The following is a 23960-nucleotide window of genomic DNA, read 5'->3' on the forward strand; positions in this document are numbered from 1 at the left end:
CTCTTCCTCTCGCTAAAATGAATCACCGTTCAGGTACTATCATGAATGCAGATTCATCTTCGTGCAACTGAGATGCTCGGCGCGATATGGAGCGAGACGAGAGGATGAGGGATGCCACGGGCGACGCATGACGCGGGCGGGCAGGTAACGGCGCCAGCACAGGTCGCTTCTTCAATGCGTGCCGACGCGGTGCGCAACCGGATCGCCATCCTGGAGGCCGCCAGGCAGCTGGTCACCGAGCAGGGGACTGAGGTCGCCATGGGGGAGATCGCTCGGGTGGCCGGCGTTGCCGTGGGTACGCTCTACCGGCACTTCCCCAACAAAGCGGACCTGCTCGCGGCGGTCGTCAACGAGTACGTCGAGACCCTGGCCGATGACGCTCAAGACGCCTGGGCGCGCGTCGAGGCTGGCCGGTCCGACGCCGACCAGGAGCTCATGGGGTTCCTGGAGCGGGCCCTGGAGATGATCTCCCGGAGCCATGCCGCCAAGACCGTTGCTCGGGCGCTGGGGGCGGAGGTGGAGTACACCGAGCCAGAGACTCGCGCCACCGAGGCGCTGGGGCTCCTCATCGAGGAGGGACGGGCGAACGGGCGGCTGCGACGAGACCTCACCGTCTCCGACCTCTACATCCTCATGGTCTTCTACCCCGGCGATGGTTCTCCCGAGGTCCGTCGGCGCTGGCTGGAGCTCATCCGCCCCGGTCTACTGGGGCACGGCGAGTAAGACGGCCCCCGCGGTGGATGGGTGAGTCGCTAGGGTGGGGCCATGACGATTCGCGTAGCTGTTGTGGGCGCCGCCGGGCGCATGGGATCGACCGTCTGCCAGGCGGTGGAAGACGCCGAGGGCCTCGAACTCGTGGCCCGCCTGGACGTGGGGGACACCCTCGACGCCGAGCACCTGGCGGGCGCCGACGTCGCCGTCGACTTCACCGTCCCCAGCGTCACCGAGGCCAACGTCCATGCCCTCCTCGATGCCGGAGTAGACGTCGTCGTGGGCACCACCGGCTGGAACGAGGAGTCCTACGGGCGCGTCCGTGAGCACCTGGCCCGGTCTGAGGCCGCAGGCCGCAGCGTCCTCATCGCCCCGAACTTCGCCCTGTCCGCCGTGCTGGCCATGAGCTTTGCCGCGAAGGCCGCCCCCTACTTCGAGTCCGCCGAGGTCATCGAGCTCCACCACCCGAACAAGGTCGACGCGCCCTCGGGCACCGCGGTCGCCACCGCCCAGGGCATCGCCGCCGCCCGCGCCGAGGCCGGGCTCGGCGCCATGCCGGACGCCACTCAGACCGACCCCGACGGCGCCCGGGGGGCGCTCGTCGACGGCGTCCACGTCCACGCCGTGCGCCTGCGGGGGCTGACCGCCCACGAGGAGGTCGTACTCGGCAACCCCGGCGAGCAGCTGACGATCCGCACCGACTCCTTCGACCGGGCCTCCTTCATGCCCGGCGTAGTCCTCGCCGTCCGGCAGGTCTCCAGCCGCCCTGGCCTGACCATCGGCCTGGACGCCCTGCTCGACCTCTGAGACGACAGAAACGGGGCGAGCCGGAGCGCTGCCGATCCCTCCTACAGGGAAGCCGCCCAGCAGTCCTCGGTGATGCCGTCGCCGACGCCGAGCACCCGGTGGGCCCCAGTGGGCGCCATGCCGACTGAGGCCAGGAGCCGGCTAACCGACTCGTCCCCGCGCACCGCCCAGGCCACCAGCGCCCTGGCCCCGTCTTGACGGGCCATGTCCACGGCCGCGGCCAGAAGCCTGGAGCCGTGCCCCTGGCGCTGGTCGGCGGGCGCGACGCCCAGCGCCGTGATCTCCACGGCCTGCACCCCGGCCTCATCAACGTGTCCCTCGGCATCCATGGACTGGGTGGGGGCCAGGCCCAGCAAGCCCACCACCGTCCGTTCTTCGGCCTCGCTCCCGGCGGTGGTCGCCACCAGGACGTGATGCTGGGGCGAGGGCGGTTCGGCCACCGCCGTCTCCCAGCCCGCCGCGATGACGGGGGCGGCGATCATCGCCCGCACGCCCTCGGGCAGCGGCGCGCCGTGTTCGGCGGCGTGTCCCGCCTGAAGGGAGGCGAGCATGGTGGCGGCCTGGACCTGTCCGATCGCCGCTAGGTCCTCCACCCAGGCAGGGCGCACGAAGCCCCCTGGTACCTGGGGGCCGTCGTGATCATGCGGGTCGTGAGTGCCGGGGGAGTGCTGGTGCGGTGCGTGCGCGTCCAGGTCGGAGCCGAGTCCGGCCAGCGGATCGGCGCCCAGAACGGAGTCGTCCCGGCTGCCGGAAGGCGAGAAGCTTGCGGGGGTCGAGGAGTCCATGACTCGAGCCTAGGACCGTTGCGCATGTCGGTGTTGGAGGCTCAGGCGCCATGGGCACAAGGCTTGGAGAGCGCTCGGTGGCAAGGCGTGTGGCGGGAAAGTGTCCGTACGGGACGACTTTGACTGGGTCGTCTCACGGAGCCAGATTGCGTTTGTGCAGGTCGTAGGGTTCCCGACCCGGCATTGGTAGGGGACGGAGACTTCAAAGTCGTCCCATTTGGACATAATCGGCCTGTCCGCTGCTCGCCTATCCGACAGATCGTGAGAACGCATCTTCCGTAAGCCCGGCCCGCGTTAGGGTGGCACCATGAGCGCAGCCCCCTCCCGCAGCTTCGGTTCCGTCGGTGTCGCCATGGTCACGCCCTTCACGCCCAGCGGGGAAGTCGACTTCGACGCCGCCCGCGCCCTGGCCGTCAGCCTGGTCGACGATGGCGCCGACACGATTCTCCTGTCGGGTACCACCGGCGAGTCCCCGACCACTCACACCCCCGAGAAGCAGGAGCTGATCCGCCAGGTCAAGGACGCCCTGACCGGACGCGCCATGGTCATAGCCGGCGCCGGCTCCAACGACACCGCCCACGCGGTGCGCATCGGCGTGGCCTCCCAGGAGGCCGGGGCCGAGGGCCTGCTCATCAACGCCCCTTACTACAACCGCCCCAGCCAGGAGGGCGTCTACCAGCACATCAATGCTGTTGTCGAGGCCACCGACCTGCCCGTCATGGTCTACGACATCCCCGGGCGTACCGGCGTGAAGATCACCGAGGACACCCTGGCCCGCCTGGCCGAGAACCCCCGCGTCAAGGCCGTCAAGGACGCCACCGGCGACGTTGAGCAGGGCTTCCGCCGCATGGAGTCCACCGGCCTGGAGTACTACTCCGGCGACGACGGCCTCAACTTCGCCTGGCTCACCCACGGCGCCTCCGGCGTCATTTCCGTGGCCGCCCACGCCGACGCTCACTCCTGGCGCCAGATGATCGCCGCCGTCGACGCCGGCGACCTGGCCAGCGCCCGCACCCTTGCCCGGAGTCTGCGCCCCCTCGTTCACGCCATCATGGGCGGCGGACAGGGAGCCGTCATGGCCAAGGAGGCCCTGCACCTTCAGGGGCGCCTGCCCAGCCCCACCCTGCGCCTGCCCCTCGTGCGGGCCGAGGAGGCTGAGGTCGCTGCCCTGCGCGAGGTCCTGGCCGCCTCCGGGCTGCTCTAAGAACCGGCAGGGTACGCCCGCCATGCGCATGTGGTCGCTGCACCCGCAACACCTGGACCGTGCGGGCCTCGTGGCATGTTGGCGCGAGTCGCTGCTGGCCCAGGCGGTCCTGGCCGGGCGCACCCGCGGCTACCGCAACCACCCCCAGCTCGAACGCTTCCGCGGCGCCCCGGATCCGCTCACTCCGGTTGTGGCCGTGGGCGCCTATCTGTGGGGACTGCGCGAGGAGGCCGTCCGGCGCGGCTACCGCTTCGACGCCTCCCGCATCGACGTGCCCCAGGCGGAGTGCACCGGCGTCAACCTGACGGTCACCGAGGGACAGATGGATCTGGAGCGCAGACACCTTGAGGCCAAGCTGGCCGGGCGCGCCCCGGAGCTCCTGCCCCTGCCGGAGCGGCTTGAGGCGCACCCGATTTTCCGGGTCGTCCCCGGTGACATCGAGCCCTGGGAGCGGGCACTCGTCCCGTAGCCCCGGAGACCGCCGGCGTCGTAGCCGGTCAGCTGCTTGAGCCGAGCACCCGCTCGCGCACGACGCGGCGCAGGACCTTGCCGATCTGGGAGCGCGGCATCTCCTCGATGACCTCCAGGCGGTGCGGCAGCGCGTAATGGGGGATCGTCCGCTCGGCGTGCTGACGCACAGCCTCCAGGGTCACCGAGCCCGGCGCGGCCCCATCGGCCAGGACGACGACGGCGCACACGAGCTCGCCCCGGGCGCCGTTGGGGAGCCCCACAACGGCGACGTCGGCTACGCCCTTCAGGGAGCGGATCGCGGCCTCGACCTGACTGGGGTAGACGTTGAAGCCTCCGGTGAGAATGAGCTCGCGCCTGCGATCGGCCATCCACAGGAAGGAGTCCTCCCTGCGCACGATGTCGCCCGTGCGCAGCCACCCGCCCGGCAGGATCGCGGCCCGGGTGGCCTCCTCGTCCTCCCAGTAGCCGGCGAAGACCTGGGGGCCGCGCACCAGCAGCTCGCCCGGCTCCCCATCGGGAACCTCACGGGCCGGATCCGGGTCCTCGGAGTCGACGACGCGCACGTCGGTGGACGGGAAGGGCAGGCCCAGCGCCCCCAGGCGGCGCGAGGGACCCATGGGCGTGCCCGCGACGATCGGGCTCGTCTCGGTCATGCCGTAGCCCTCGACGAAGTAGCCCCCGGTCGCCTTCTCCCACCGGGCCCCCACCTCCGGCGGCATAGGAGCGGCCCCGCACACCCCGTAGCGCAGGGAGCGCAGGCTCGTGCCCTTCCTCTGGGCGCCGACGAGGATCCGCTCGAACATGACTGGCACCCCGACGAAGAAGGTGAAGGGGCGCCGCTCGTGCGCGGCGAGTACCTGGTCTACTGAGAACTTGGGCAGCATCACCTGGGTAGCGGCTTTCTGCACCGCGCAGAAGAGGTTGAAGGTCAGCCCGAAGGCGTGGAAGAAGGGCAGCAGGCACAGGAAGTTCTCTCCGCCCTCGTGCAGCATCGGCACCCAGGCGATGGCCTGGTTGGCGTTGGCCCGCAGGTTGGTGTGGGTGAGCATCGCTGCCTTGGGCGTGCCGGTCGTCCCACCGGTGTGCAACAGGACCGCGACGTCGGAACCACCCGGGTAGGGGAAGCGCGATGGGATCCGGTGGGCGCCGGCCACCTCCCTGTCCCAGGAGCGTACGTCCGCCGGCAGGTTCTCCGCCCGGAAGGCGGCCCTCTCTCGGCGGGCCCGCTCCACCGGCAGACGCAGCGCGGCACGCAGGCGCCTGGGCATCGCCGCCGAGAGATCCACGCTGAAGACCGTGCGGCCCTTGAGCGGATCCCCGCCGTGCTGCCCCCCGGTGAGCGGCTCAGAGACGAGATCGATACCCTTCTCCCACACGATGACGACCTGCGCGCCATGCGCGTCCAGTTGGGAACGGATCTCCTCGGCGGGCGCCAGCGGGTTGTGCTCGGCGACGATCGCACCGATGCGCAGCGCGCCGTAGAGCGCGATGGCGTGCTGCGGGCAGTTCGGCATGATGAGGGCCACCCGGTCGCCCTTGTGCACACCCGAGGTCCGCAGCACCTGCGCCGCGCGTTCCGAGGCCTCCAGCAGCTCGCGGTAGGTCATCGCGGCGCCCAGGAAATCGATGGCGACCCGGTCGGGGTAGAAGCGCGCCGCGGTCTCCAGCAGCTGGCTCAAGGGCGCGTCGGGCACCTCGATCGCGGCGGGGATCCCCGGCTGATAGTGAGGACGCAGGTACTGACGGTGGTCCTCGGAGGCCTGCGGCGGAGAGCCGGCATCGTTAGTGCTGTTGTTCATGTCAGGGGTCTGGGGTGGTGTGTATCAGTATCTCTGAGGAGGCGGCGGGTCTCGAGGAGGGGCGCAGACGGACGGCTCGGCGCAATCAACGGGAGGTCTGCTCATCCCCTCCGTCATGCCTGCCGCCATCCCTGCGGTCGTTCCTGCCGGGCAGGTGCTCGACGATGGAGACGGCCGCAGCCGTCGCGGCACCGGAGGCCGCCTCCCGGGCAGCCAGGAGCTCGTCTCGCACGACGCGGCGCAGGACCTTGCCGATCTGGGAGCGGGGCATCTCCGTCAGAATCGCGATCTGGCGGGGCAGGGCGTAGTTGGACAGGGTCTTGGCCGCCCACTCGCGTACCTGCTCCAGGGTGACCGTCTGGCCCTCCTTGGGCAGGATCGCGGCGACGACGGACTCATTGCCCGCCTCGGCCGGCAGCCCGACGACGGCCACGTCCTCCACCTGCGGCATTGAGCGCACCGCGGCCTCCACCTCCGTAGGGTAGATGTTGAAGCCCCCGGAAATGATGAGCTCCTTGCGGCGGTCGGCGATGACGTAGAAGCCGTCCTCCTCCTGGCGCACCAGGTCGCCCGTGCGCAGCCAGCCCCCGTCCAGCAGCGTCTCGGCGCTCTCCTCCGGGTTATCCCAGTAGCCGGTGAAGATCTGCGGGCCGCGGGTCAGCAGCTCGCCGACCTCGCCGGGGGCCACCTCGCGCTCGACGTCCTCAGGATCCACCAGCCGCACCTGCGTGGAGGGATAGGGAACGCCCAGGGTGCCGGGGCGGCGCGCCGGGGAGATGGGGTTGCCCAGGATGATGGGGGAGGATTCGGTCATGCCGTAGCCCTCGATGATCGTGCCGCCGGTGGTCTCCTCCCAGGCCTGGGCCACGGCCAACGGGTTGGGTGCCGCCCCGCACACGGCGATCTTGCAGGAGGACAGGTCCGCGCCCGTGGCCCGGGCTCTGGTCACTAGGCGATCGAACATGACCGGTACACCGGGGAAGAAGGTGGCCGGGCGCCGCTTCCAGGCGGCCAGTACCAGATCCGCCCCGAACTTGGGCAGCACCACCTGGGTGGCGGCCAGCCCCACCGCGCACAGCAGTGACAGGGACATGCCGAAGGCGTGGAAGAAGGGCAGGACGGCGTAGAAGGTCTCCTTGCCCGGGCTCGTGGTGCGCGAGGCCCAGGCCAGTGACATCTCCGCATTGGAGCGCAGGTTCTCGTGGCTGAGGCAGACCGCTTTGGGTGTGCCCGTCGTCCCGCCGGTGTACAGCAGCGCGGCCGTCTCGGAGATGCCTGGCAGGGGGAAGCCCGTGGCCAGGGGAGCGGCAGAGGAGACCAGGTCGTCCCAGGAGCGCACTCCGGCTGGCACCCTGCCGCGCAGCTCGCGGCGCTGGGTGCGAGCCGCGGCCACCGGCAGCCTCAGGGCCAGGCGGCTGCGCAACGGCAGGTGACGGGACAGGTCCACCGAGTACACGTCCAGGTCCCCCAGGCCCGCCGCCTCCAGGGATCCGACCGCCGTCACCAGGCGCTCGAGGGTCTTCTCCCAGGCGATGATGACGCGTCCGCGGTGGATGTGGAACTGCTCGCGCAGCTGGGCGGCCGGCGCCAACGGGTTGTGCTCGGCGACGATCGCACCGATGCGCCAGGCCGCGTAGGCCAGGACCACGTGCTGGGGGCAGTTGGGAAGAATGACTCCGATGACGTCGCCGCGCCCGACCCCCATGCCCCGCAGGGCCTCGGCGGCACGGGCGACCTGGGTCTCCAGCTGGGAGTAGGTGGTGGTGGCGCCCAGGAAGTCCAGGGCGACTCGCTCCGGGAAGTCCCGGGCAGCGTCGCGCAGCATGCAGGACAGGGGCTCGCTCACCGCGGCGATCGTCTCGGGCACCCCCGCGTCGCGATAGACGGAGCCGAGCGCCCCGTTGCGTGGGGCATTCGCACTGCTGACCGGTGCGGAGTCGCCGTCGTGACCGGACTCGCCGTCCTGACCGGTGCGGTCGTCAGTCGCCTTGGGATCCGACTCGCGTGGAGCGCTCATGGGTCTCCCCCTTTTGTCTGCCGGGAGCCTTCCTGTGATGGGAAGGCCCCGCTCGCCGTGGGTGCCGCGAGGCGCGACGGCGAGCGGTCAGGAGCAACCGTAACCTACGGTGGCGTAACTTGCGGGGCCAGGGTCGCGGGCGAACCTGTGCGATGGCGCTCACCGGGGATCGGCGCCGGGGCGCACCCCGAGCCCCTGTGGCAGGGGAAGGCGGCTAACTACCCGCAGGCGGCGCGTGGGCCGAGTCATCGCCACGTACAGGTCTCCCGCGCTGCGATCACCGATGCCGGCAGGGTCCACCAGCACGACGACGTCGAACTCTAGGCCTTTGGACAGCGCGGCGCTGACCACCAGCAGCCGCGAGCGCAGCACGTCCCCACCCGGCGCCTCCATCGCGGCGGCAAGGGCCGGGTCCTGTCGCAGGAGGGCCTCGGTGCGACGGGGCGAGGGCGAGATGACTGCGATGCGCCCGGCGCCGTCGCCCACCTCCTGGTCGAGTCGGGCCGACTCCTGGGTCACCGCCTCGCGCAGAGCTCGTGCCCAGGCGCCGGAGCCCCTGTCCGTCTCGTCGTCTTGCCCAGCGGTCTCGTCGGCTACCTCAGTGATCTCAGTGATTTCGAGGCAGTTGGGCAGGTCTCGCACCGAGCGCACCGGGTAGACCGGTGGGTGGCCCAGCTGCGCCACCGTCTTCTCGGCCGTCTCCATGATGGTGGCCGGTGTGCGGTAGCAGACGCTGAGCGCCTCCTCGCGCAGCGGGGTCGACCCTCCGTGCGAGCGCCTCGACCGCCCGCCCTGCCCGGAGCGCCTCCGGTGGCGAGGGTGCCCGCGGCCGTCCTCGGTCGGTGACGTCCCCAGGGCGGTGAGCACCTCGTTCCAGCTGGTCGGGGCGTGAGGACCCGAGTACTGGGCCAGGTCGCCCACCACCGTGAAGGAGCGCACCGGGCAGCGGCGCGCCAGGGCCCGCCAGGCCATGGCACCGAGTTCCTGGGCCTCGTCGACGACGACGTGCCCGTAGGTCCACGTCCGATCCGCCCGCGCCCGCTCGGCCAGGGTGAGAGTGGGGCCGCCCTGGGAGACCCGGTCGGCGAGCATCTCGGCGCTGACCATCCCGGCACCCAGGTCCTGGGACTCGATCGCCTGGGCGGCGTAGGCCACCAGGTCCTCCCGGCGTCGGGCCTCCAGCCGGGCGCGCCGGGCTTGGGCGTCCTCACTGGGACCCAGCAGCTCTGCCAGCTCGTCGATGAGCGGGATGTCTGCCGCAGTCAGCGCGCTTCCCGGATCCCGGCGCAGCAGCGCCCGCTCCCGCCCGCTCAAGGACGGCGCCGCCTGCTCCAGGAGGGATGGCCGGCCCCACAATCGCTCCAGCAGCCCCTCGGGCGTCGTCGGCATCCAACACAGGTTGATCTCCCGGCGAGCGTCGCGGGCGGTGCGGATGTCCTCCCGGATCCAGGCCCGCGTGTCGGCATCCGAGGCGTCCTGGTTCGTGACCGCGGCGTACTGGTCGGTCAGCCGCTCCAGCAGCCACAGCACGAAGGCCTCCCGGGCCAGGTTGTGGGGCTTGCCACCCCGGCGGGCCCGCGAGGCCGCCTCGCGCACGTCGCCGGGCTCCAGTGTCAGGCGCACCCCCTGGACCTCGATCTCGCGCGGGGCCTCGGGAATCCGCTGCAGGCCGCGTACCGCGCGCTCGAGGGCCCCGACCCACAGGGCGCGCCCCTTGATCTCGGCGATGCGGGCGTCCTCCTGCGCCGTCGCCCGAACACCCGGAACCAGGTCGCCGATCGTCGTGGAGACCACACCCGTCTCGCCCAGGGAGGGCAGCACCTGCTCCACGTACCGCAGGAAGGTTCGCGACGGCCCCACCAGCAGCACTCCGGAGCGCTCCAGGCGCTCGCGCTCGGAGTAGAACAGATAGGCCACCCGGTGCAGCGCCACCGCCGTCTTACCGGTTCCCGGACCACCCTGGACCACGAGGACTCCTCGGCCTGAGGAGGTGACGATCCGGTCCTGCTCGGCCTGGATCGTGGCCACGATGTCGCCCATCCGGCCGTCGCGGGCGCTGGACATCGCGGCGATGAGGGCGCCCTCGCCCTGCAGCTCTCCGGCGGCCACGGTGGCCCCGGAGGAGGCCTCCGGGGCGCCGTCGGACCCCAGGGCGGTGAGGTCGAGGACCTCGTCCTCCACGCCGAGCACCTGCCGGGTCCGGGTGTCGATATGCCTGCGGCGCACCAGCCCCATGGGCCGGGAGGCCGTGGCTTGGTAAAAGGCCCGGGCCAGAGGGGCGCGCCAGTCCAGGATCACCTCGCGGTGCTGGGCGTCCTGCAGACCGATACGGCCCACGTAGTGGCGCCGCCCGCCGTCGGTCACGGGGGACGAACTGCCCGCTCCCCGCCCCGAGGCCGCTGAGGAACCGGCAGGGCCCGGCGCGTCGTCGGGCACCCGGCTCATGTCCATCCGCCCGAAGACCAGGCGGTCCTCAACCCCCTCCAGAGAGGAGACCAGTGAGGAGTAGTGCACGGCGTAGGCGTCCCGCTCCCCGCGCGACTGGTGGGTTCCGCTGACGCCCTGCGCCTCGGTGCGGGCCAGGGACCGGCGGGCCTGGTCGAGCTGACGATCCAGCTCGCTGTAGGCGAGGTCGACGATCTGCTGCTCACTGTGCAGCTCGCGCTCGCGAACGCTGCCTGCATCGTCTCCCGCATCATCCTCTGACCGCTGACGTGCTTCCCGCTGGGAGTATGGCGGGGGGGAGGGGAACGTCTGACTCACAAAGCCTCGCATCGGTTCGAGTTCTGGACGGCTGGCACCTGAAGCGCCCACTGGCACTGGTTGACGCTGACGGGTACTGGGGTCGGTGATGGCTTCAGTACGGTCGACCCATTATTCTCCTGTTGGAGCCCCCGCGGGGACGCCGAGGGCGAACACGTCGACTGGACCTGGCACGGGCGGGAACATCGACAACCCGAGAGGCGTTGGCAGGAATGCCGAGGACGCTATCGACCATTCCCAGGTACCAACCCGTACGAATCCTGATAAAACGCCGAATCGCGTCCTGGGCCAACGTCACATGACTGAGCCGAGGCCGAGCCGAGCATCGAGCTGAGACCATTGCACGACACCGACACGACCCTCCCCGGAGCCGTCGACCCCACCCTATCCTCGTGGCAGGGCGGCGGGCGCGCACACGGACACCCGCCGCGGGGGACGGACCAGACCAGACAGGAGGAGACGGGCTCGTGAGACCACTGTTCACCATCCAGCACCCCGCGGATCAGCCAATCTCCCCGCGGGTCCTCATCCACCACTTCGAGGGAGCCATGGACGCCGGGAATGCCGGCGCCCTGGCCGTTGACCAGCTGCTCATGACGCTGCCCAGCGAGCGCCTGGCCACATTCGACGTCGATGCCCTCGTGGACTACCGCGCCCGGCGCCCCACGATGACCTTCGTCCACAACACCTACTCCTCGGTGGTCATGCCCGAGCTGGTCCTGGACCTTCTTCATGACGATGACGGCGAGGACCTCCTCCTCCTGCACGGCGCCGAGCCGGACTACCGGTGGGACGAGTTCGTCGGAGCCGTGGCGCACCTGGCCGTCTCCATGGGCGTGAGCCAGGCTGTCGGAATCAGCGGCATCCCCATGGCCGTTCCCCACACGCGCCCGACCTACGTCCACCATCACGGCAGCCGGCCCGACCTGCTGCCCAATCAGCCCGAGCTCTTCGGCCATGTCGAGCTGCCCGGCTCGATGGCGGCCTACCTCGAGCTGCGGCTGGGCGAGCTGGGCCTGGACTCTCGGGGGGTCTCGGCTGCGATACCGCACTACGTTGCCCGCGACGAGTTTCCGCAGGGCGCTTCGGCGCTGCTGACCGCCGTCGTTCAGGCCACCGGCCTGGCGCTTCCGGTCGGCGATTTGGAGGCGGCCGCCAACATCAACCGCGCCGAGATCAACGCCGAGGCCGCCCAGCAGCCGGAGGTCAGCGCCGTGGTCTCCGCCCTGGAGGCCCAGTACGACGCCATGGCCCCCCGGATCGCCGCCGGAGAGGTCGACACCTCGGCACCCGTCTTCAACCTGCCCAGCGCGGACGAGATCGGCGCCCGTCTGGAGGCCTTCCTGGAGGCCAACGACTCCGGGGACCTGGGAACCCAGGGCTGGAACTCCGGCCGCGGGGGCTGAGCGGGACCGGTCTCCCCGGCCCCCTAGCGGCCCGAGCCGCCCTCGGGGCGCGGAACCGCCGTGTCACCCGGGGACCAGGTGCGCACGGGCAGCGGCAGGCGGCGCACCGCGCGCTCGATCTTCTCGAGCTCGCCGGCCGTGAAGGGCTCACGGCGGGCGGCCAGCACCAGGTTGCCCTGACGTCGGCCGCGCATCGCGGCCGGGTCGGAGATGATCACCAGGCCGTTGGCGTCTCCCAGCAGCGCCTCCATGAGTGCCTCTATCTCCGCCCCCGCCTGACCGCGAGGCGTGGAGGAGGTATTGACCAGCAGTACGCCACCGGGCGCGAGCGCATCCAGGCACGCGGCCAGGAACTCCCGGCTCCGGCAGGAGGCCGGCACGCTGCCGCCGTTGAACACGTCCCGGACGACGACGTCCCACTGGCCCGGCCGCAGCCCTCCGACGACTTCGGCAGCGTCGCCGACCCGGATACGCAGCCTGGGGGAGCGGGGCAGGTCGAACCAGGCTCGTACCCGGGCCGCCAGGATCTCGTCGATCTCGACGGCCACCTGCTGGGAGCCGGGCCGTGTCATGTCCCACGCCCGGGCCAGGGCGCAGCCCGCCCCGCCCAGGTGGAGCGCTCTGACGGGGTCCTCCGTGGGGCGCAGCACGCCCAGAACCGCATCCATCTGCTGGTGGTACTCGAAGTCCAGGTGGGCCGGGTCGCGCAGGTCCAGAAAGGACGACTCCGCGCCGTCCAGCATCAGCAGGATGCCAGTGTCCCGCGCCACGAGCTCTGCCATGGCGAAGGAGGTGCGCACCGGCCCCGTGGGAAGGACGCTGAGCGCCGGGGCGCCGCAGACCCTGCGTTTACGTGTCACAGGGCCACGGTAGCCTGGGAGGTAATGAGAAGGACTCAAGCCGGTACAAGTCGGTACTGACCGGTCGTCGTCGGAGCGGTCGTCGGCCGAACGCAGCAGCACGTCGAAGAGCTCGCCCAGCGCGCTCGCGGATCCATTGAGGAGGTGGAGATGAGTAGGGCGCCCCGTTCCCGGGCCGCGCGCCGCTCCTGGGGGGACGACGACTCCGCCGCACCCATCATCCATGTCGACATGGACGCCTTCTTCGCCTCGGTCGAACTCCTCGAGCATCCCGAGCTGGCTGGTCGGCCCGTCATCGTCGGCGGTCGCGACGGCCGGGGCGTCGTGTCGGCCGCCTCCTACGAGGCCCGCGCCTTCGGCGTCTCCTCAGCGATGTCCATGGCCGAGGCCTGCCGGCGCTGTCCCCAGGCCGTGGTGCTACCCGTGCGTCATGGCCTCTATTCCCAGGTCTCGGCCCAGGTCATGTCCGTCTTGGCGGAGGTCACTCCGGTTCTGGAGAAGGTGAGTATCGACGAGGCCTTCCTCGACGTGACCGGCGCCCGGCGTCGGATGGGTCCGCCGGTGACCATCGGCAGGTGGATCCGCGCCGAGGTGCGCCGGCGCGTGGGTGTGCCGGCCTCGGTGGGCATTGCCTCGACCAAGTTCGTCGCCAAGCTGGCCTCGTCCCATGCCAAGCCCGACGGACTGCTCCTCATCCCGGCCCACGCCACCCAGGACTTCCTCAACCTGCTGCCGGTTGGGGCGCTGTGGGGCGTGGGCGCCAGGACCCAGGAGGTCCTGGCGAGGTGGGGTATCAACGATGTGCGCACCCTGGCCGACGCCGATGCTCGCCACCTGGAGAAGATCCTCGGCCGGGCCGCCGGGAGGCACCTTCACGAGTTGTCGCACGGCATCGACCCCCGCCGGGTGGAGCCGGTGCGCGAGGAGAAATCGGTGGGAACTGAGACGACCTTCTTTGACACCGTCGCCGATCGTGAGCACGCCAGACGGGTCCTGCTGGACCAGACCCACCAGTGCGCCGCCCGCCTGCGCGCGGGAGACCTGCGCTGCCGCGTCGTGGTCCTCAAGGCCCGAGGAGCCGACTTCACCACCGTCACCCGCTCGCGCACCCTGGCGGTTCCTACCGACCTCGCCCGCGACATCTGGGAGATCGTCGCCGCCCTCTTCTCCGCCCTGCCCACTCCGACGGGCGGTTTCCGCCTCCTGGGCGTGCGAGTCGAAGGGCTTCTTCGCCTCGACGACGGCGTGCAGCTGCTCCTGGACGAGGATTCCCGGCGCGGCGCCCCGGAGCGGGCGGCCGACGCTGTACGGCGCAGGTGGGGCAACGGCGCGCTGGCCCCGGCCAGCCTTCTGAGAGGCGAGGGCGGGGTCACTCGGCGGCCGCGCGGTGGTGCAGGGTGATGACGAGGCGGTGAGACGACGCAGTGAGGAGGCGAGCCCGATGAGTCCGATTGATCCCGATCGGTCCCCGGCCTCAGCCGAGCTGTTACGGTTCATTTTGGTTAATTTCAGTCAGCCCCGGTCAATCTCGACCAATGCGGTCCCGCGAGTTTCTCCTGAGCCCCCACAGCGCCTATCCTGGCAACTACGGCGCAGATCCCCCGGCCCCTCCCGGAAGCAAGGAGCATGATGGCACTGTCAGAGCGAGAGCAGCAGGTCCTGCGGGACCTGGAATCGCAGCTCCACCAGGACGACCCCGACCTGGCGCATACGCTCCAGCGCGAGGAGCGTCGGCTCTCGCGCCCCTCGCCCCGCCAAGTCGGGGGAGGTGTGGCCCTGATCCTCGTCGGCCTGACACTCCTGATCGCCGGGGTCTCTGTGCGCCACAACCTCGTGTCCATCCTGTTGGGCGTGGCGGGCTTCCTTGTCGCCGTCGGCGGGGTGGCCCTGGCCCTGACCCGGGTGGAGAGCGCTTCCGGGTCGCGCCAGTCCGCCAGTGGCGCCAAGTCCGGCGGGGGCAAGAGCGGCGGGAAAAAGCGCTCCGCGTTCATGGACCGCCAGTACGAGCGCTGGGAGCGTCGCCGCGACTCCGAGGACTGAACACCTCTCCGCTCTCCTCCCCTCTCGCAGGCCGCGCCGCCAGACCGGATCCCCACTTCCCTCCATCACCCCCACTTCCCTCCACCACCCTCGGCCCGACAGGTCCTGTCCCCGGCACTCGCTCGCTCGGGACGGGACCTGAGTTTGTGAGGGCCCGAGTGGATGCAGCAGGTCCTGCGTCGAGGTCGCCGCCCTCCTTGCGCGTTCCGTCTCGATATCCCTCAGCGACGGGAATCTGCGTGCAGGCCGGATGAAGCCTGCTTTTTTCCTGTATATCCACCACGCCGAGAAGGCGGTGTCGCACACCTCCCTCCATGGACCCTCCACTCCGCTCCACCATGTTCGCGCGCGACGCACTTCTCCGGTATTTCAACGAAAAATGCTGTTGTCATGAGAGCGGTCGTGAGCCCGCGATACGCAGTTGTGATGCGCTCGCAGAGGAGGGGTGGGAGAAAAGGGAGGGAAGTGGAGTAGGGTGGGGTGCACGGGGTCGTCGAGGGGAAGGAGGTGGCTCATGTTCCTGGGAACGCATGCACCCAAGCTGGACGAGAAGGGCCGTCTCATCCTTCCGGCGAAGTTCCGTGAGGAGCTTGCGGGCGGAGTGGTTCTGACCCGAGGTCAGGAGCACTGCCTGTACGCCTTCACCGCTGCCGAGTTCGAGCGCATGTACGCCCAGCTGCGTGAGGCCCCCCTCGCCCAGAAGCAGGCGCGCGACTACGTGCGCGTCATGCTCTCGGGAGCGGACTCGCAGATCCCGGACAAACAGGGGCGCATCACGCTGCCAGGGCAACTGAGGGCCTACGCGGGCCTGAAGAAGGAGCTGGCCGTGATCGGAGCCGGAGCTCGGGTGGAGATCTGGGACGCCGAGTCCTGGAGCACCTACCTGGCCGCTCAGGAGCAGGTCTTCGCCGACACAGCCGAAGAGATCATCCCCGGCTTCTTCTGAACCGACTTCTCAGACGACTTCCCGACCACAACTGAACAACGCGGAACGCACGCAGATGCCGTCACGGCGCTGATGGGCCATCTCGTGAGGTCTCCGCCCGATGTCGCGTCCGACGCCTCTTCCCCGGCGCCGGAACCACGGGAGGAGTCCTGGCGAGATGGCCGCCGTCCGGACCGCATACCGACGTCGAGGACGAGTACCCGCCCCGTCAGGGATCGCGGACAGCGACCTCTCGAAGGCTCGTTGAGCCGCCCAGAACCAGACATGTCAACCAGATGTGCCCAGGACACAGCACCGGGCAGGCTCCAGGAAGGAGGACGCCGCATGACCAGCCCCCAGACGCAGTCGGCCGCCGCTGACGCCGTCGGCAGGCACGAGCCGGTACTCCTCCAGCGCTGTCTGGACCTGCTCGCGCCGGCGATCGAGGGCGCCGCCCAGAGCACCGCGGCCAAGCCGGTCATGATCGACTGCACGCTGGGCCTGGGGGGACACACCGAGGCGGCACTCGAGCGCTTCCCAAATCTGAAGGTCGTGGGCATCGACCGCGACCCCGAAGCGATCGCACTGGCATCGGCACGTCTGGAGCGCTTCGGCGACCGCTTCACCGCGGTCCGGGACACCTACGACGCCGTGAACCGGGTGGCCCGTGAGCACTCCGCGAACAGCGATGGAACGGTGGACGCCGTCCTCATGGACTTGGGCGTCTCCTCCCTTCAGCTCGACGAGGCCTCGCGGGGCTTCTCCTACGCCCGCCCGGCGCCTCTCGATATGCGCATGGATCAGGGCTCGGGGCCCACCGCCCAGGACCTGCTGGAAGGCTCGAGCGCCGCCGAGCTCACCCACATCCTGCGCACCTACGGCGAGGAGCGATTCGCCTCCCGTATCGCCGCCGCGGTCGTGAACCGTCGGCAGGCCGGTGAACCGGTGAGCAGCACGCAGGAGCTGGCCGAGCTCGTCCGCCAGGCGGTGCCGGCACCGGCACGCCGCAGCGGCGGGCACCCCGCCAAACGGACCTTCCAGGCGCTGCGCATCGCCGTCAACGCCGAGCTCGACGTCCTGGAGCTGGCCGTGCCTCGGGCACTCAACAGCCTGCGGGTCGGGGGACGCCTCGTGGTGGAGTCCTACCAGTCCCTGGAGGACCGGATCGTCAAACGGGCGCTGGTCCACGGGGCCACCTCCCGGGCACCGCAGGATCTGCCAGTCGTGCCCGAGGCGGACCGCCCCTACCTCGAGCTGCTCACTAGTGGCGCGGAGAAGGCCGACGCCCGCGAGCTGGAGCACAATCCCCGCTCGGCGCCGGTGCGGCTGCGTGCAGCGGAGCGCCTTCGTCCTGCCGACCGGGCGCCTGCACCGCAGGCGCGTCCGTCGTCCTCCGACAGCCGGGGCTCGGGCCGTCGAGCCGGACGCCGCGCCAACCGGCACCGCACGAGGTGAGGACTCCTCCGGGTCCGCGCAGTGTCGACAACCCTCTCAGTCCATTTCGCACCACACGTACCAAGTCCAACGACACCACAGGGAAGGCACATTGATGAGCGCTACCGCCACTGCTCGAGTCACCCGCCCGATCGCGACACGGCGCACCGCCCAGGCGAGTGGTTCCTCCGGCATCCAGGGACGCACGGAGGCCGGTGCCGTCAAGCGACCTCAACTGCGCGTCATCAGCGGTGCATCCCGGGCGACGTCGTCGTCCCTGCCCTTCCTCACGCTCATCATCATGGTACTGGCCGGCGCCCTCGTCGCCTCGATGCTCCTCAACGCCAAGATGGCCGACACCGCCTACCGGATGAAGGAGAAGCAGGTCGAGCTCAACGTCGCTGAGGACCACGTCGAGACGCTGCGCACCCAGGTGCAGGAGGCCTCTGCTCCCGACGCCCTGGCTACTCGCGCCAAGGAGCTGGGCATGGTGCCCGCGGCCGCTCCGGGTGTCGTGGACGTCGACAAGGGGCAACTCACTGAGGGCACCCCCGCCCACGCCGCCAAGACCGGTCAGGCCGGGAAGTAGGCCGCCGGTGAACCCCTCGCGTCGTCAGGTGCTCCAGGCCGGAGGTCTGCTGCTGTTCACGGCTCTGGCCGGGCGCACTGTCTACGTCCAGGCGGTCGAGGGACCGGAGCTGGCCGCCAGGGCCAAGGCCGAGCGCACGGTCTCCTGGGTTAACCGGGCGCCCCGGGGGGACATCACCGGACGCGACGGCACGGTCCTGGCCTCTTCGGCGGTCAGCTACGACATCGGCGTCAACCAGCCCCTCATCTCCCAGTACGAGCACACCGAGATGCGCCTTAACGAGTCCACCGGGGTCAACGAGAAGGTGGTCGTCGGCTACGGGGCGGCGGCGGTGGCCGCCCAGCTCGCCCCGATCCTCGACGTCGACCCCTTCGAGCTCGGGGCCAAGCTTGTGGGAGAGCGGACCTACGAGGTCATCGCCCAGGAGGTCGCCCCCGACACCTGGCGCAAGATCAAGGCTCTGGACATCCCCGGAGTCGAGCCCGACCAGCGCACCCGGCGCACTTACCCGGCCGGGACCGTGGCCGGCAACGTCCTGGGCTTCACCCGCGAGGGGGAGCACAACCGCGAGCTCATAGGGGCGGCCGGGCTGGAGCTCACTCAGAACGAGCTCCTCACCGGCGTTGACGGCAAGGGCAGCGAGGAGATCGGGCGCAGCGGCGTCATCATCCCCACCGGCGAGCAGAAGGACAATCCGGCCCGGCCGGGCGCCACCGTGCGCACCACCCTCCATCCGGACCTGCAGTCCATCGCCCAGGAGACCATCGACCGCACGGTGGCGGCCCAGCACGCAGACTGGGGCATCGTCATGGCTATGGAGCCGAGCACCGGCAAGGTCGTCGTCCTGGCCGACTCCAACTCCGTGGATCCCTCTAACCCGTCGGCCACCTCCGAGGAGAACCGCACCGCGCGCAGCGTCCAGGCCGTCTTCGAACCCGGAAGCGTCGGCAAAGTCGTCACCTTCGCCACCGCCCTGGAGACGGGCGCCGTCAAGCCCGAGGACACCTGGACTATCCCCTACACCTGGACCTCCGCCAGCGGCCAGACCTTCAAGGACTCCCATGCGCACGAGACCCAGTCGATGACGACCTCCGGGGTCCTGGCCGAGTCCTCCAACGTCGGCACCGTCCAGATCGGCGAGAAGGTCTCCGACGACGTCCGCTACGACTACATGAGGCGCTTCGGCTGGGGCGAGACCACGGGTATCGAGATGCCCGCCGAGTCAGAGGGAATCCTCTACCCGCCCAGCTCCTGGGACGACCGCACCCGCTACACCACAATGTTCGGCCAGGGGGTCGCCGGTACCACCCTCCAGTCCCTCCAGGTGCTGGCCACCGTCGCCAACAAGGGCGTGCGCGTGGCCCCGAGAGTCATCGACGGCTGGATCGACGCCGACGGCAAGGAGACCCCCCAGACCCGCCCGGAAGGGGTGCGGGTGATCTCCGAGGCCACCGCCACGACCCTCACCGAGATGCTCATCGGCGTCACCCAGGAGGGCGGCACCGCCGAGGCCGCCTCCATCAACGGCTACCTGGTGGCGGGCAAGACCGGTACCACCGAGATCCTCACCGATGATTCCACCGTGGCGTCCTTCGTCGGATTCCTCCCCGCGCGCGACCCGGTCCTGGCCATCGCCGTCATCGTCTACCGGCCCGAGGGCATCTTCGGAGGCACCGTGGCCGCCCCCGCCTTCCGGGAAGTGGCGCTGGCCGCCATGCAGGCGCTCAACATCGCCCCGGACCCGAGCGTCGTGGCCGCCCAGGCCGCGCGCAACGGGGCCGGCGGGGAACGGGATGCGAGCCAGTGAGGTGCTCCATGCGGTAGACGATCGTGACCACCAGCACCCCAGCGAAGCGACCCTCAGAGGTTCTTGTGGAAGATCGACAGTCAAAGGTCGCGATAGATTGAGGAACTATGAGCAACCACGCCTACGAGTCGGCCGCCGCCCTACGGCCGGGCTCCAATGGTCCCGTCCCCATCAGAGCTCTGTGCGAGCGCTTCTCCCTGGTTCCCGCCTCAGCCGATGACGCCGCCGCCCTGGAGGATCTGAGCGTCCTGGGGGTCAGCGTCGACTCCGGTGACACCGCCCCAGGCGAGCTCTTCGCGGGCCTGCCCGGCTTCACCGTCCACGGTGCCCGCTTCGCCGCCGAGGCCGTGGCCTGCGGCGCCGTCGTCGTCCTGACCGACGCCGAGGGTAGCCGGATCGTCCACGAGACCGCCCCCGGGACCCCGGTTCTCATCTGCGACGACCCACGCGCCGTCGTCGGCCCCCTGAGCGCCGAGGTCTACCACCACCCCGCGCGCGGCCTCATCACGACGGCCGTCACCGGCACCAACGGCAAGACCACGACCTCCTACTTCCTCGACGCGATCCTGTCGGCCCACGTCGGCGCCTGCATGGTGGCCGGGACCGTCGAGCTGCGCGTGGGGGAGCGCTCCGTGGAGTCCCCGCGCACCACCGTCGAGGCCCCCGTCCTGCAGCGGATGATGGCCCTGGCCGTAGAGGACGGGGTCGGCGCCGCCTCCCTGGAGGCCTCCAGTCACGCCATCGTCCTGCACCGGCTCGACGGAGTCGTTTTCGACGTCGCCGGCTTCACCAACCTCCAGCGAGACCACCTCGACTTTCACAAGACCATGGAGGGCTACCTGGAGGCCAAGGCACAGCTGTTCACCCCCGAGCACGCCCGCCGCGGCGTCGTCTGCGTCGACGACCAGTGGGGCGCCGCTCTCGCCGCCGAGGCCCCCATCGAGATCGACCGCCTGCGCGCCTACCCCGGCGACGCCCCCGCCGACTGGTGGGTCAGTGACGCCGCCGTCTCCCTGACCGACTCCGCCACCACCTTCACCCTCCACGGACCCGACGGCGAGCAGATCGAGGCCTCCTGCCCCCTTCCCGGACTCGTCAACGTCCAGAATGCGGCCCTGGCCCTGGTTATGGCCATCCGTGCGGGCGTGCCCACCGCCACCGCCACCGAGGCCCTGGCAGGAGCCCACAACATCCCGGGCCGCATGCAGCGCATCAGCCAACGCGACACCAGGCGCGGCCTGTGCATCGTCGACTTCGCCCACACCCCCGACGCCATGGAGCTGGCCCTCAAGGCCGTGCGCCCCATCACCCCGGGCCGCCTCATCGTGGTCTTCGGCTCCGACGGCGACCGCGACCAGGGCAAGCGGCCCATGCTGGGCGAGGTGTGCGCCCGCCTGGCCGATGTCCTCGTGGTCACCGACGAGAACCCCCGCAGCGAGGATCCCCAGCTCATCCGCAACGCCATCCTGGACGGGGTACGCTCCGTGCGCCCGGACCTGGAGAACGTCGAGGAGATCACCACCTGGCGCGGCGACGCCGTGCGCCGCGGCGTCGAGCTGTGCGGCCCCGACGACACCGTCATCGTCACCGGCAAGGGCCACGAGCCCTTCCTGGAGATCGCCGGAGACTTCATTCGCTACAACGACGCTCCCGTCATGGCCGAGGCCGTCGAGGAGAAATGGGGGCGGGGATGAACCTCACCCTGAGTCAGATCGCAGCCGCCGTCGGCGGCAGGCTCATCGGCCCGGACGCACCTGTGACCGGCCCGGTCGTCACCGACTCCCGCCAGGCCGCCGAAGGCTCCCTGTTTGTCGCCGTCCACGGCGAGCGCACCGACGGCCATGCCCACCTGGGCTCCGCACTCTCCCTGGGCGCCGTCGGGGCGATCGTCTCCGACCCGGGGGCCGCCCGGGCCGGGTTGGGCATCGACCGGGGCGGCGCTGTCGGCTCCGCGGCAGCACAGCCCGGGACGGGGGCTGCGTCCACGACGGAGGACACGACTGGGGGTACGACTGAGGAGCTGCCCCTGGGACTCGTCCTCGTGGAGGACACCGTCACGGCCCTCGGCGCCCTTGCCCGCACCCATCTGGTCGGCCTGCGCCGGGCCGCGGCCGACCGCGGCGAGCGGCTCACCGTGGTGGCGATGACCGGCTCGGTGGGCAAGACCACCACCAAGGACCTCACCCGCCAGCTCCTGGCCGCCTCCGGCCCCACCGTCGCCCCCAGGGCCAGTTTCAACAACGAGATCGGCCTGCCGCTGACCGTTCTGGAGGCCGATGAGCGCACCCGCTACCTCGTCCTGGAGATGGGGGCCTCCGGTCCCGGCCACATCGCCTACCTCACCGACATCGCTCCCCTGGATGCGGCCGGGGTCCTCATGATCGGCCACGCCCACATGGGAGGGTTCGGCTCCATCGAGGGCGTCGCCGCCGCCAAGGCGGAGATCGTCGCCGGCCTGCTGCCCGGCGGTACCGCCATCCTCAACGCCGATGACGCGCGCGCCGCCGCCATGGCGGATCTCGCCCCGGGGCGGGTCCTCACCTTCTCCGCCCAAGGCAACCCCGCCGACCTGCGGGCCGAGAACATCGCCCTGGACGAGGCCGCCCGTGCCGGATTCGACCTCCACCTGCCCGGACTGGACGGACCCCGGCGCGTCCGGCTCTGTGTTGCCGGCGCCCACAACGTGGCCAACGCCCTGGCCGCCGCGGGACTGGCCCTGGCCGCGGGGCTCGACCCCGGGATCATCGCCGAACGCCTGGGGACTGCGAGCATTGAGAGCCCCCACCGCATGGACGTCTCGGAGCTCAGTGGCGATCTTCTCCTGATCGACGACTCCTATAACGCCAACATCGATTCCATGACAGCCGCACTGGCCGCTCTGCCGGCCCTGGCCGGAAGCCGGCGCCGCGTCGTCGTGGTTTCCGAGATGCTCGAGCTGGGGGAGTCCTCCGCCGCCGATCATGCCCGCACCGGGGAGCTAGCGGCCCGGGCCGGAGCGGCTATGCTCATCGGCATCGGCTCCACCCAGGAGGCACTCGAGGCCGCCAGGGCGCGAGGGGTCGAGGTCGTCGGCTTCGACGATGCCGCGACCGCCATCTCCCAGATCGACGCCCTCCTGGCCGACGGCGACGCCGTCCTGGTCAAGGGCTCCAACGGATCCGGCGCCTGGCGCCTGGCCGACCATCTCAAGGAGGTTCGTCCCCGATGACCGCCATCCTCATCTCCGGCGTGGTCGGACTGGTGGGCACTCTGCTGGGAACCCCGCTGCTCATCCGCTACCTCCACGCCAAGGAGTACGGGCAGTTCATCCGCCAGGACGGCCCCCAGGGCCACTTCACCAAGCGCGGCACGCCCACCATGGGCGGCCTCGTCATCATCATCTCCACCGTCCTGGGATACACCCTGGCGAATCTCACCCAGCTGCGCACGCCGCGAGCCTCCGGAGTCCTGCTGCTCTTCCTCATCGTCGGACTCGGGCTCATCGGCTTCCTGGACGACTTCGAGAAGATCTCCAAGCAGCGCTCCCTGGGGCTGCGGGCCTGGCAGAAGATCCTGGGACAGGCGCTCATCGGCATCGGCTTCTCGGTGGCGGCCCTGCACTTCGCCGATCGCAACGGGCTCACCCCTGGCTCCACCCGGATCTCCTTCGCCCGAGACTCGGCGATCAACCTGGCCTTCGCGGGCAGTGTCATCGGGCTCATCCTGTTCATCCTGTGGGCGAACTTCCTCATCACCGCCTGGTCCAACGCCGTCAACCTCACCGATGGCCTCGACGGGCTGGCCGCCGGCGCCTCGGCCATGGTGTTCGGCGCCTACACGCTCATCGGCCTGTGGCAGACCAACCAGTCCTGCAACTACGGCCACGAGACCATGGTCCCCACCACCTGCTACCTGGTCAGGGACCCGCGCGACCTGGCGATGATCGCTGCCGCCCTGATGGGGGCGTGCTTCGGGTTCCTGTGGTGGAACGCCTCACCGGCCAAGATCTTCATGGGCGACACCGGCTCCCTGGCCCTGGGCGGCGCTGTCGCGGGGCTGTCGATCCTGACCCGCACCGAGTTCCTCGCCGTCATACTGGGCGGGCTCTTCCTGGCCGAGGTCATGAGCGACATCATTCAGATCGTCTCGTTCAAGTCGACAGGCCGACGCGTCTTCCGCATGGCTCCACTGCATCACCACTTCGAACTGGGAGGATGGACCGAGGTCAACGTGGTGATCCGCTTCTGGATCATCGCCGGCCTGTGCGTTATCGCGGGACTGGGACTCTTCTACGCCGAGTACCTGCGCCAGCTCATCTTCGGGTGAGTCGGGTCGCCCGGATTCCGCGAACCATCGATGCAGA

The 23960-nt window shown here is 70.3% G+C and carries 19 protein-coding genes; 14 read left to right on the top strand and 5 right to left on the bottom strand.

Annotated elements, in window-relative coordinates; genetic code table 11:
• The first annotated feature begins 111 nt into the window (after positions 1-111).
• Entirely contained in the window at positions 112-723 is a 612-nt protein-coding gene (locus FK256_RS04280) for a TetR/AcrR family transcriptional regulator (protein WP_141423830.1), read from the top strand.
• 42 nt (positions 724-765) lie between these two features.
• Entirely contained in the window at positions 766-1518 is a 753-nt protein-coding gene (dapB, locus tag FK256_RS04285) for a 4-hydroxy-tetrahydrodipicolinate reductase (RefSeq protein ID WP_141423831.1), read from the top strand.
• A 41-nt stretch (positions 1519-1559) separates the two neighbouring features.
• On the opposite strand, the gene FK256_RS04290 is transcribed toward dapB, so the two are convergent.
• Complete coding sequence (locus FK256_RS04290) at positions 1560-2303, bottom strand: GNAT family N-acetyltransferase (protein WP_141423832.1); 744 nt, start codon at positions 2301-2303, stop codon at positions 1560-1562.
• A 307-nt stretch (positions 2304-2610) separates the two neighbouring features.
• Here FK256_RS04290 and dapA point away from each other — a divergent pair, with 307 nt between their 5' ends.
• Both dapA and FK256_RS04300 read left to right on the top strand, forming a co-directional pair.
• The gene (dapA, locus tag FK256_RS04295; protein ID WP_141423833.1) at positions 2611-3507 is read left to right on the top strand and encodes a 4-hydroxy-tetrahydrodipicolinate synthase; all 897 of its coding nucleotides are present in this window, start codon (positions 2611-2613) and stop codon (positions 3505-3507) included.
• A gap of 22 nt (positions 3508-3529) precedes the next feature.
• Positions 3530-3976 carry a pyrimidine dimer DNA glycosylase/endonuclease V gene (locus FK256_RS04300; protein ID WP_141423834.1) on the top strand — a complete coding sequence of 149 codons (447 nt, stop codon included), beginning with the start codon at positions 3530-3532 and terminating at the stop codon, positions 3974-3976.
• 28 nt (positions 3977-4004) lie between these two features.
• Here FK256_RS04300 and FK256_RS04305 read toward each other — a convergent pair whose 3' ends face one another.
• The 3 genes from FK256_RS04305 to FK256_RS04315 form a co-directional block, all read right to left on the bottom strand.
• Positions 4005-5777 (bottom strand): AMP-binding protein, encoded by a 1773-nt coding sequence (locus FK256_RS04305; RefSeq protein WP_141423835.1) that lies wholly within the window; start codon positions 5775-5777, stop codon positions 4005-4007.
• 85 nt (positions 5778-5862) lie between these two features.
• A complete protein-coding gene (locus FK256_RS04310; RefSeq protein WP_141423836.1) occupies positions 5863-7794 on the bottom strand; it encodes an AMP-binding protein in 1932 nt (643 codons plus the stop codon).
• Positions 7795-7953: 159 nt separating this feature from the next.
• On the bottom strand, positions 7954-10569 hold the full coding sequence (locus FK256_RS04315; RefSeq protein ID WP_141423837.1) for a HelD family protein: 2616 nt from the start codon (positions 10567-10569) through the stop codon (positions 7954-7956).
• A 455-nt stretch (positions 10570-11024) separates the two neighbouring features.
• Here FK256_RS04315 and FK256_RS04320 point away from each other — a divergent pair, with 455 nt between their 5' ends.
• The gene (locus tag FK256_RS04320) at positions 11025-11963 is read left to right on the top strand and encodes a proteasome assembly chaperone family protein (protein ID WP_141423838.1); all 939 of its coding nucleotides are present in this window, start codon (positions 11025-11027) and stop codon (positions 11961-11963) included.
• Positions 11964-11986: 23 nt separating this feature from the next.
• Here FK256_RS04320 and FK256_RS04325 read toward each other — a convergent pair whose 3' ends face one another.
• Positions 11987-12823 (bottom strand): spermidine synthase, encoded by an 837-nt coding sequence (locus tag FK256_RS04325; protein ID WP_244936129.1) that lies wholly within the window; start codon positions 12821-12823, stop codon positions 11987-11989.
• Positions 12824-12973: 150 nt separating this feature from the next.
• Between FK256_RS04325 and dinB the strand changes: the two genes are divergently transcribed.
• The 9 genes from dinB to mraY all read left to right on the top strand — a co-directional run bounded on the left by dinB (position 12974) and on the right by mraY (position 23923).
• The gene (gene dinB, locus FK256_RS04330) at positions 12974-14224 is read left to right on the top strand and encodes a DNA polymerase IV (RefSeq protein WP_141423839.1); all 1251 of its coding nucleotides are present in this window, start codon (positions 12974-12976) and stop codon (positions 14222-14224) included.
• A 228-nt stretch (positions 14225-14452) separates the two neighbouring features.
• Positions 14453-14863, top strand: a complete 411-nt coding sequence (locus tag FK256_RS04335; protein WP_039894871.1) for a DUF3040 domain-containing protein — start codon at positions 14453-14455, stop codon at positions 14861-14863.
• A 514-nt stretch (positions 14864-15377) separates the two neighbouring features.
• A complete protein-coding gene (gene mraZ / locus FK256_RS04340; protein WP_009232110.1) occupies positions 15378-15809 on the top strand; it encodes a division/cell wall cluster transcriptional repressor MraZ in 432 nt (143 codons plus the stop codon).
• A 324-nt stretch (positions 15810-16133) separates the two neighbouring features.
• Positions 16134-17243 (top strand): 16S rRNA (cytosine(1402)-N(4))-methyltransferase RsmH, encoded by a 1110-nt coding sequence (gene rsmH, locus FK256_RS04345; protein WP_141423840.1) that lies wholly within the window; start codon positions 16134-16136, stop codon positions 17241-17243.
• Positions 17244-17337: 94 nt separating this feature from the next.
• Entirely contained in the window at positions 17338-17811 is a 474-nt protein-coding gene (gene ftsL / locus FK256_RS04350) for a cell division protein FtsL (protein WP_021607534.1), read from the top strand.
• A 7-nt stretch (positions 17812-17818) separates the two neighbouring features.
• Positions 17819-19618, top strand: coding sequence for a peptidoglycan D,D-transpeptidase FtsI family protein (locus FK256_RS04355; RefSeq protein ID WP_039894869.1), 1800 nt, complete (start codon positions 17819-17821; stop codon positions 19616-19618).
• Between the two features lie 107 nt (positions 19619-19725).
• The gene (locus tag FK256_RS04360) at positions 19726-21312 is read left to right on the top strand and encodes a UDP-N-acetylmuramoyl-L-alanyl-D-glutamate--2,6-diaminopimelate ligase (RefSeq protein ID WP_141423841.1); all 1587 of its coding nucleotides are present in this window, start codon (positions 19726-19728) and stop codon (positions 21310-21312) included.
• Positions 21297-22826, top strand: a complete 1530-nt coding sequence (locus tag FK256_RS04365; RefSeq protein ID WP_141423842.1) for a UDP-N-acetylmuramoyl-tripeptide--D-alanyl-D-alanine ligase — start codon at positions 21297-21299, stop codon at positions 22824-22826. The genes FK256_RS04360 and FK256_RS04365 overlap by 16 nt, the downstream gene beginning before the upstream one ends.
• A complete protein-coding gene (gene mraY / locus FK256_RS04370; RefSeq protein ID WP_009232103.1) occupies positions 22823-23923 on the top strand; it encodes a phospho-N-acetylmuramoyl-pentapeptide-transferase in 1101 nt (366 codons plus the stop codon). The genes FK256_RS04365 and mraY overlap by 4 nt, the downstream gene beginning before the upstream one ends.
• Positions 23924-23960 lie beyond the last annotated feature (37 nt).

Source organism: Actinomyces johnsonii (assembly GCF_006546835.1).
Taxonomy (GTDB): Bacteria; Actinomycetota; Actinomycetes; order Actinomycetales; family Actinomycetaceae; genus Actinomyces; species Actinomyces johnsonii.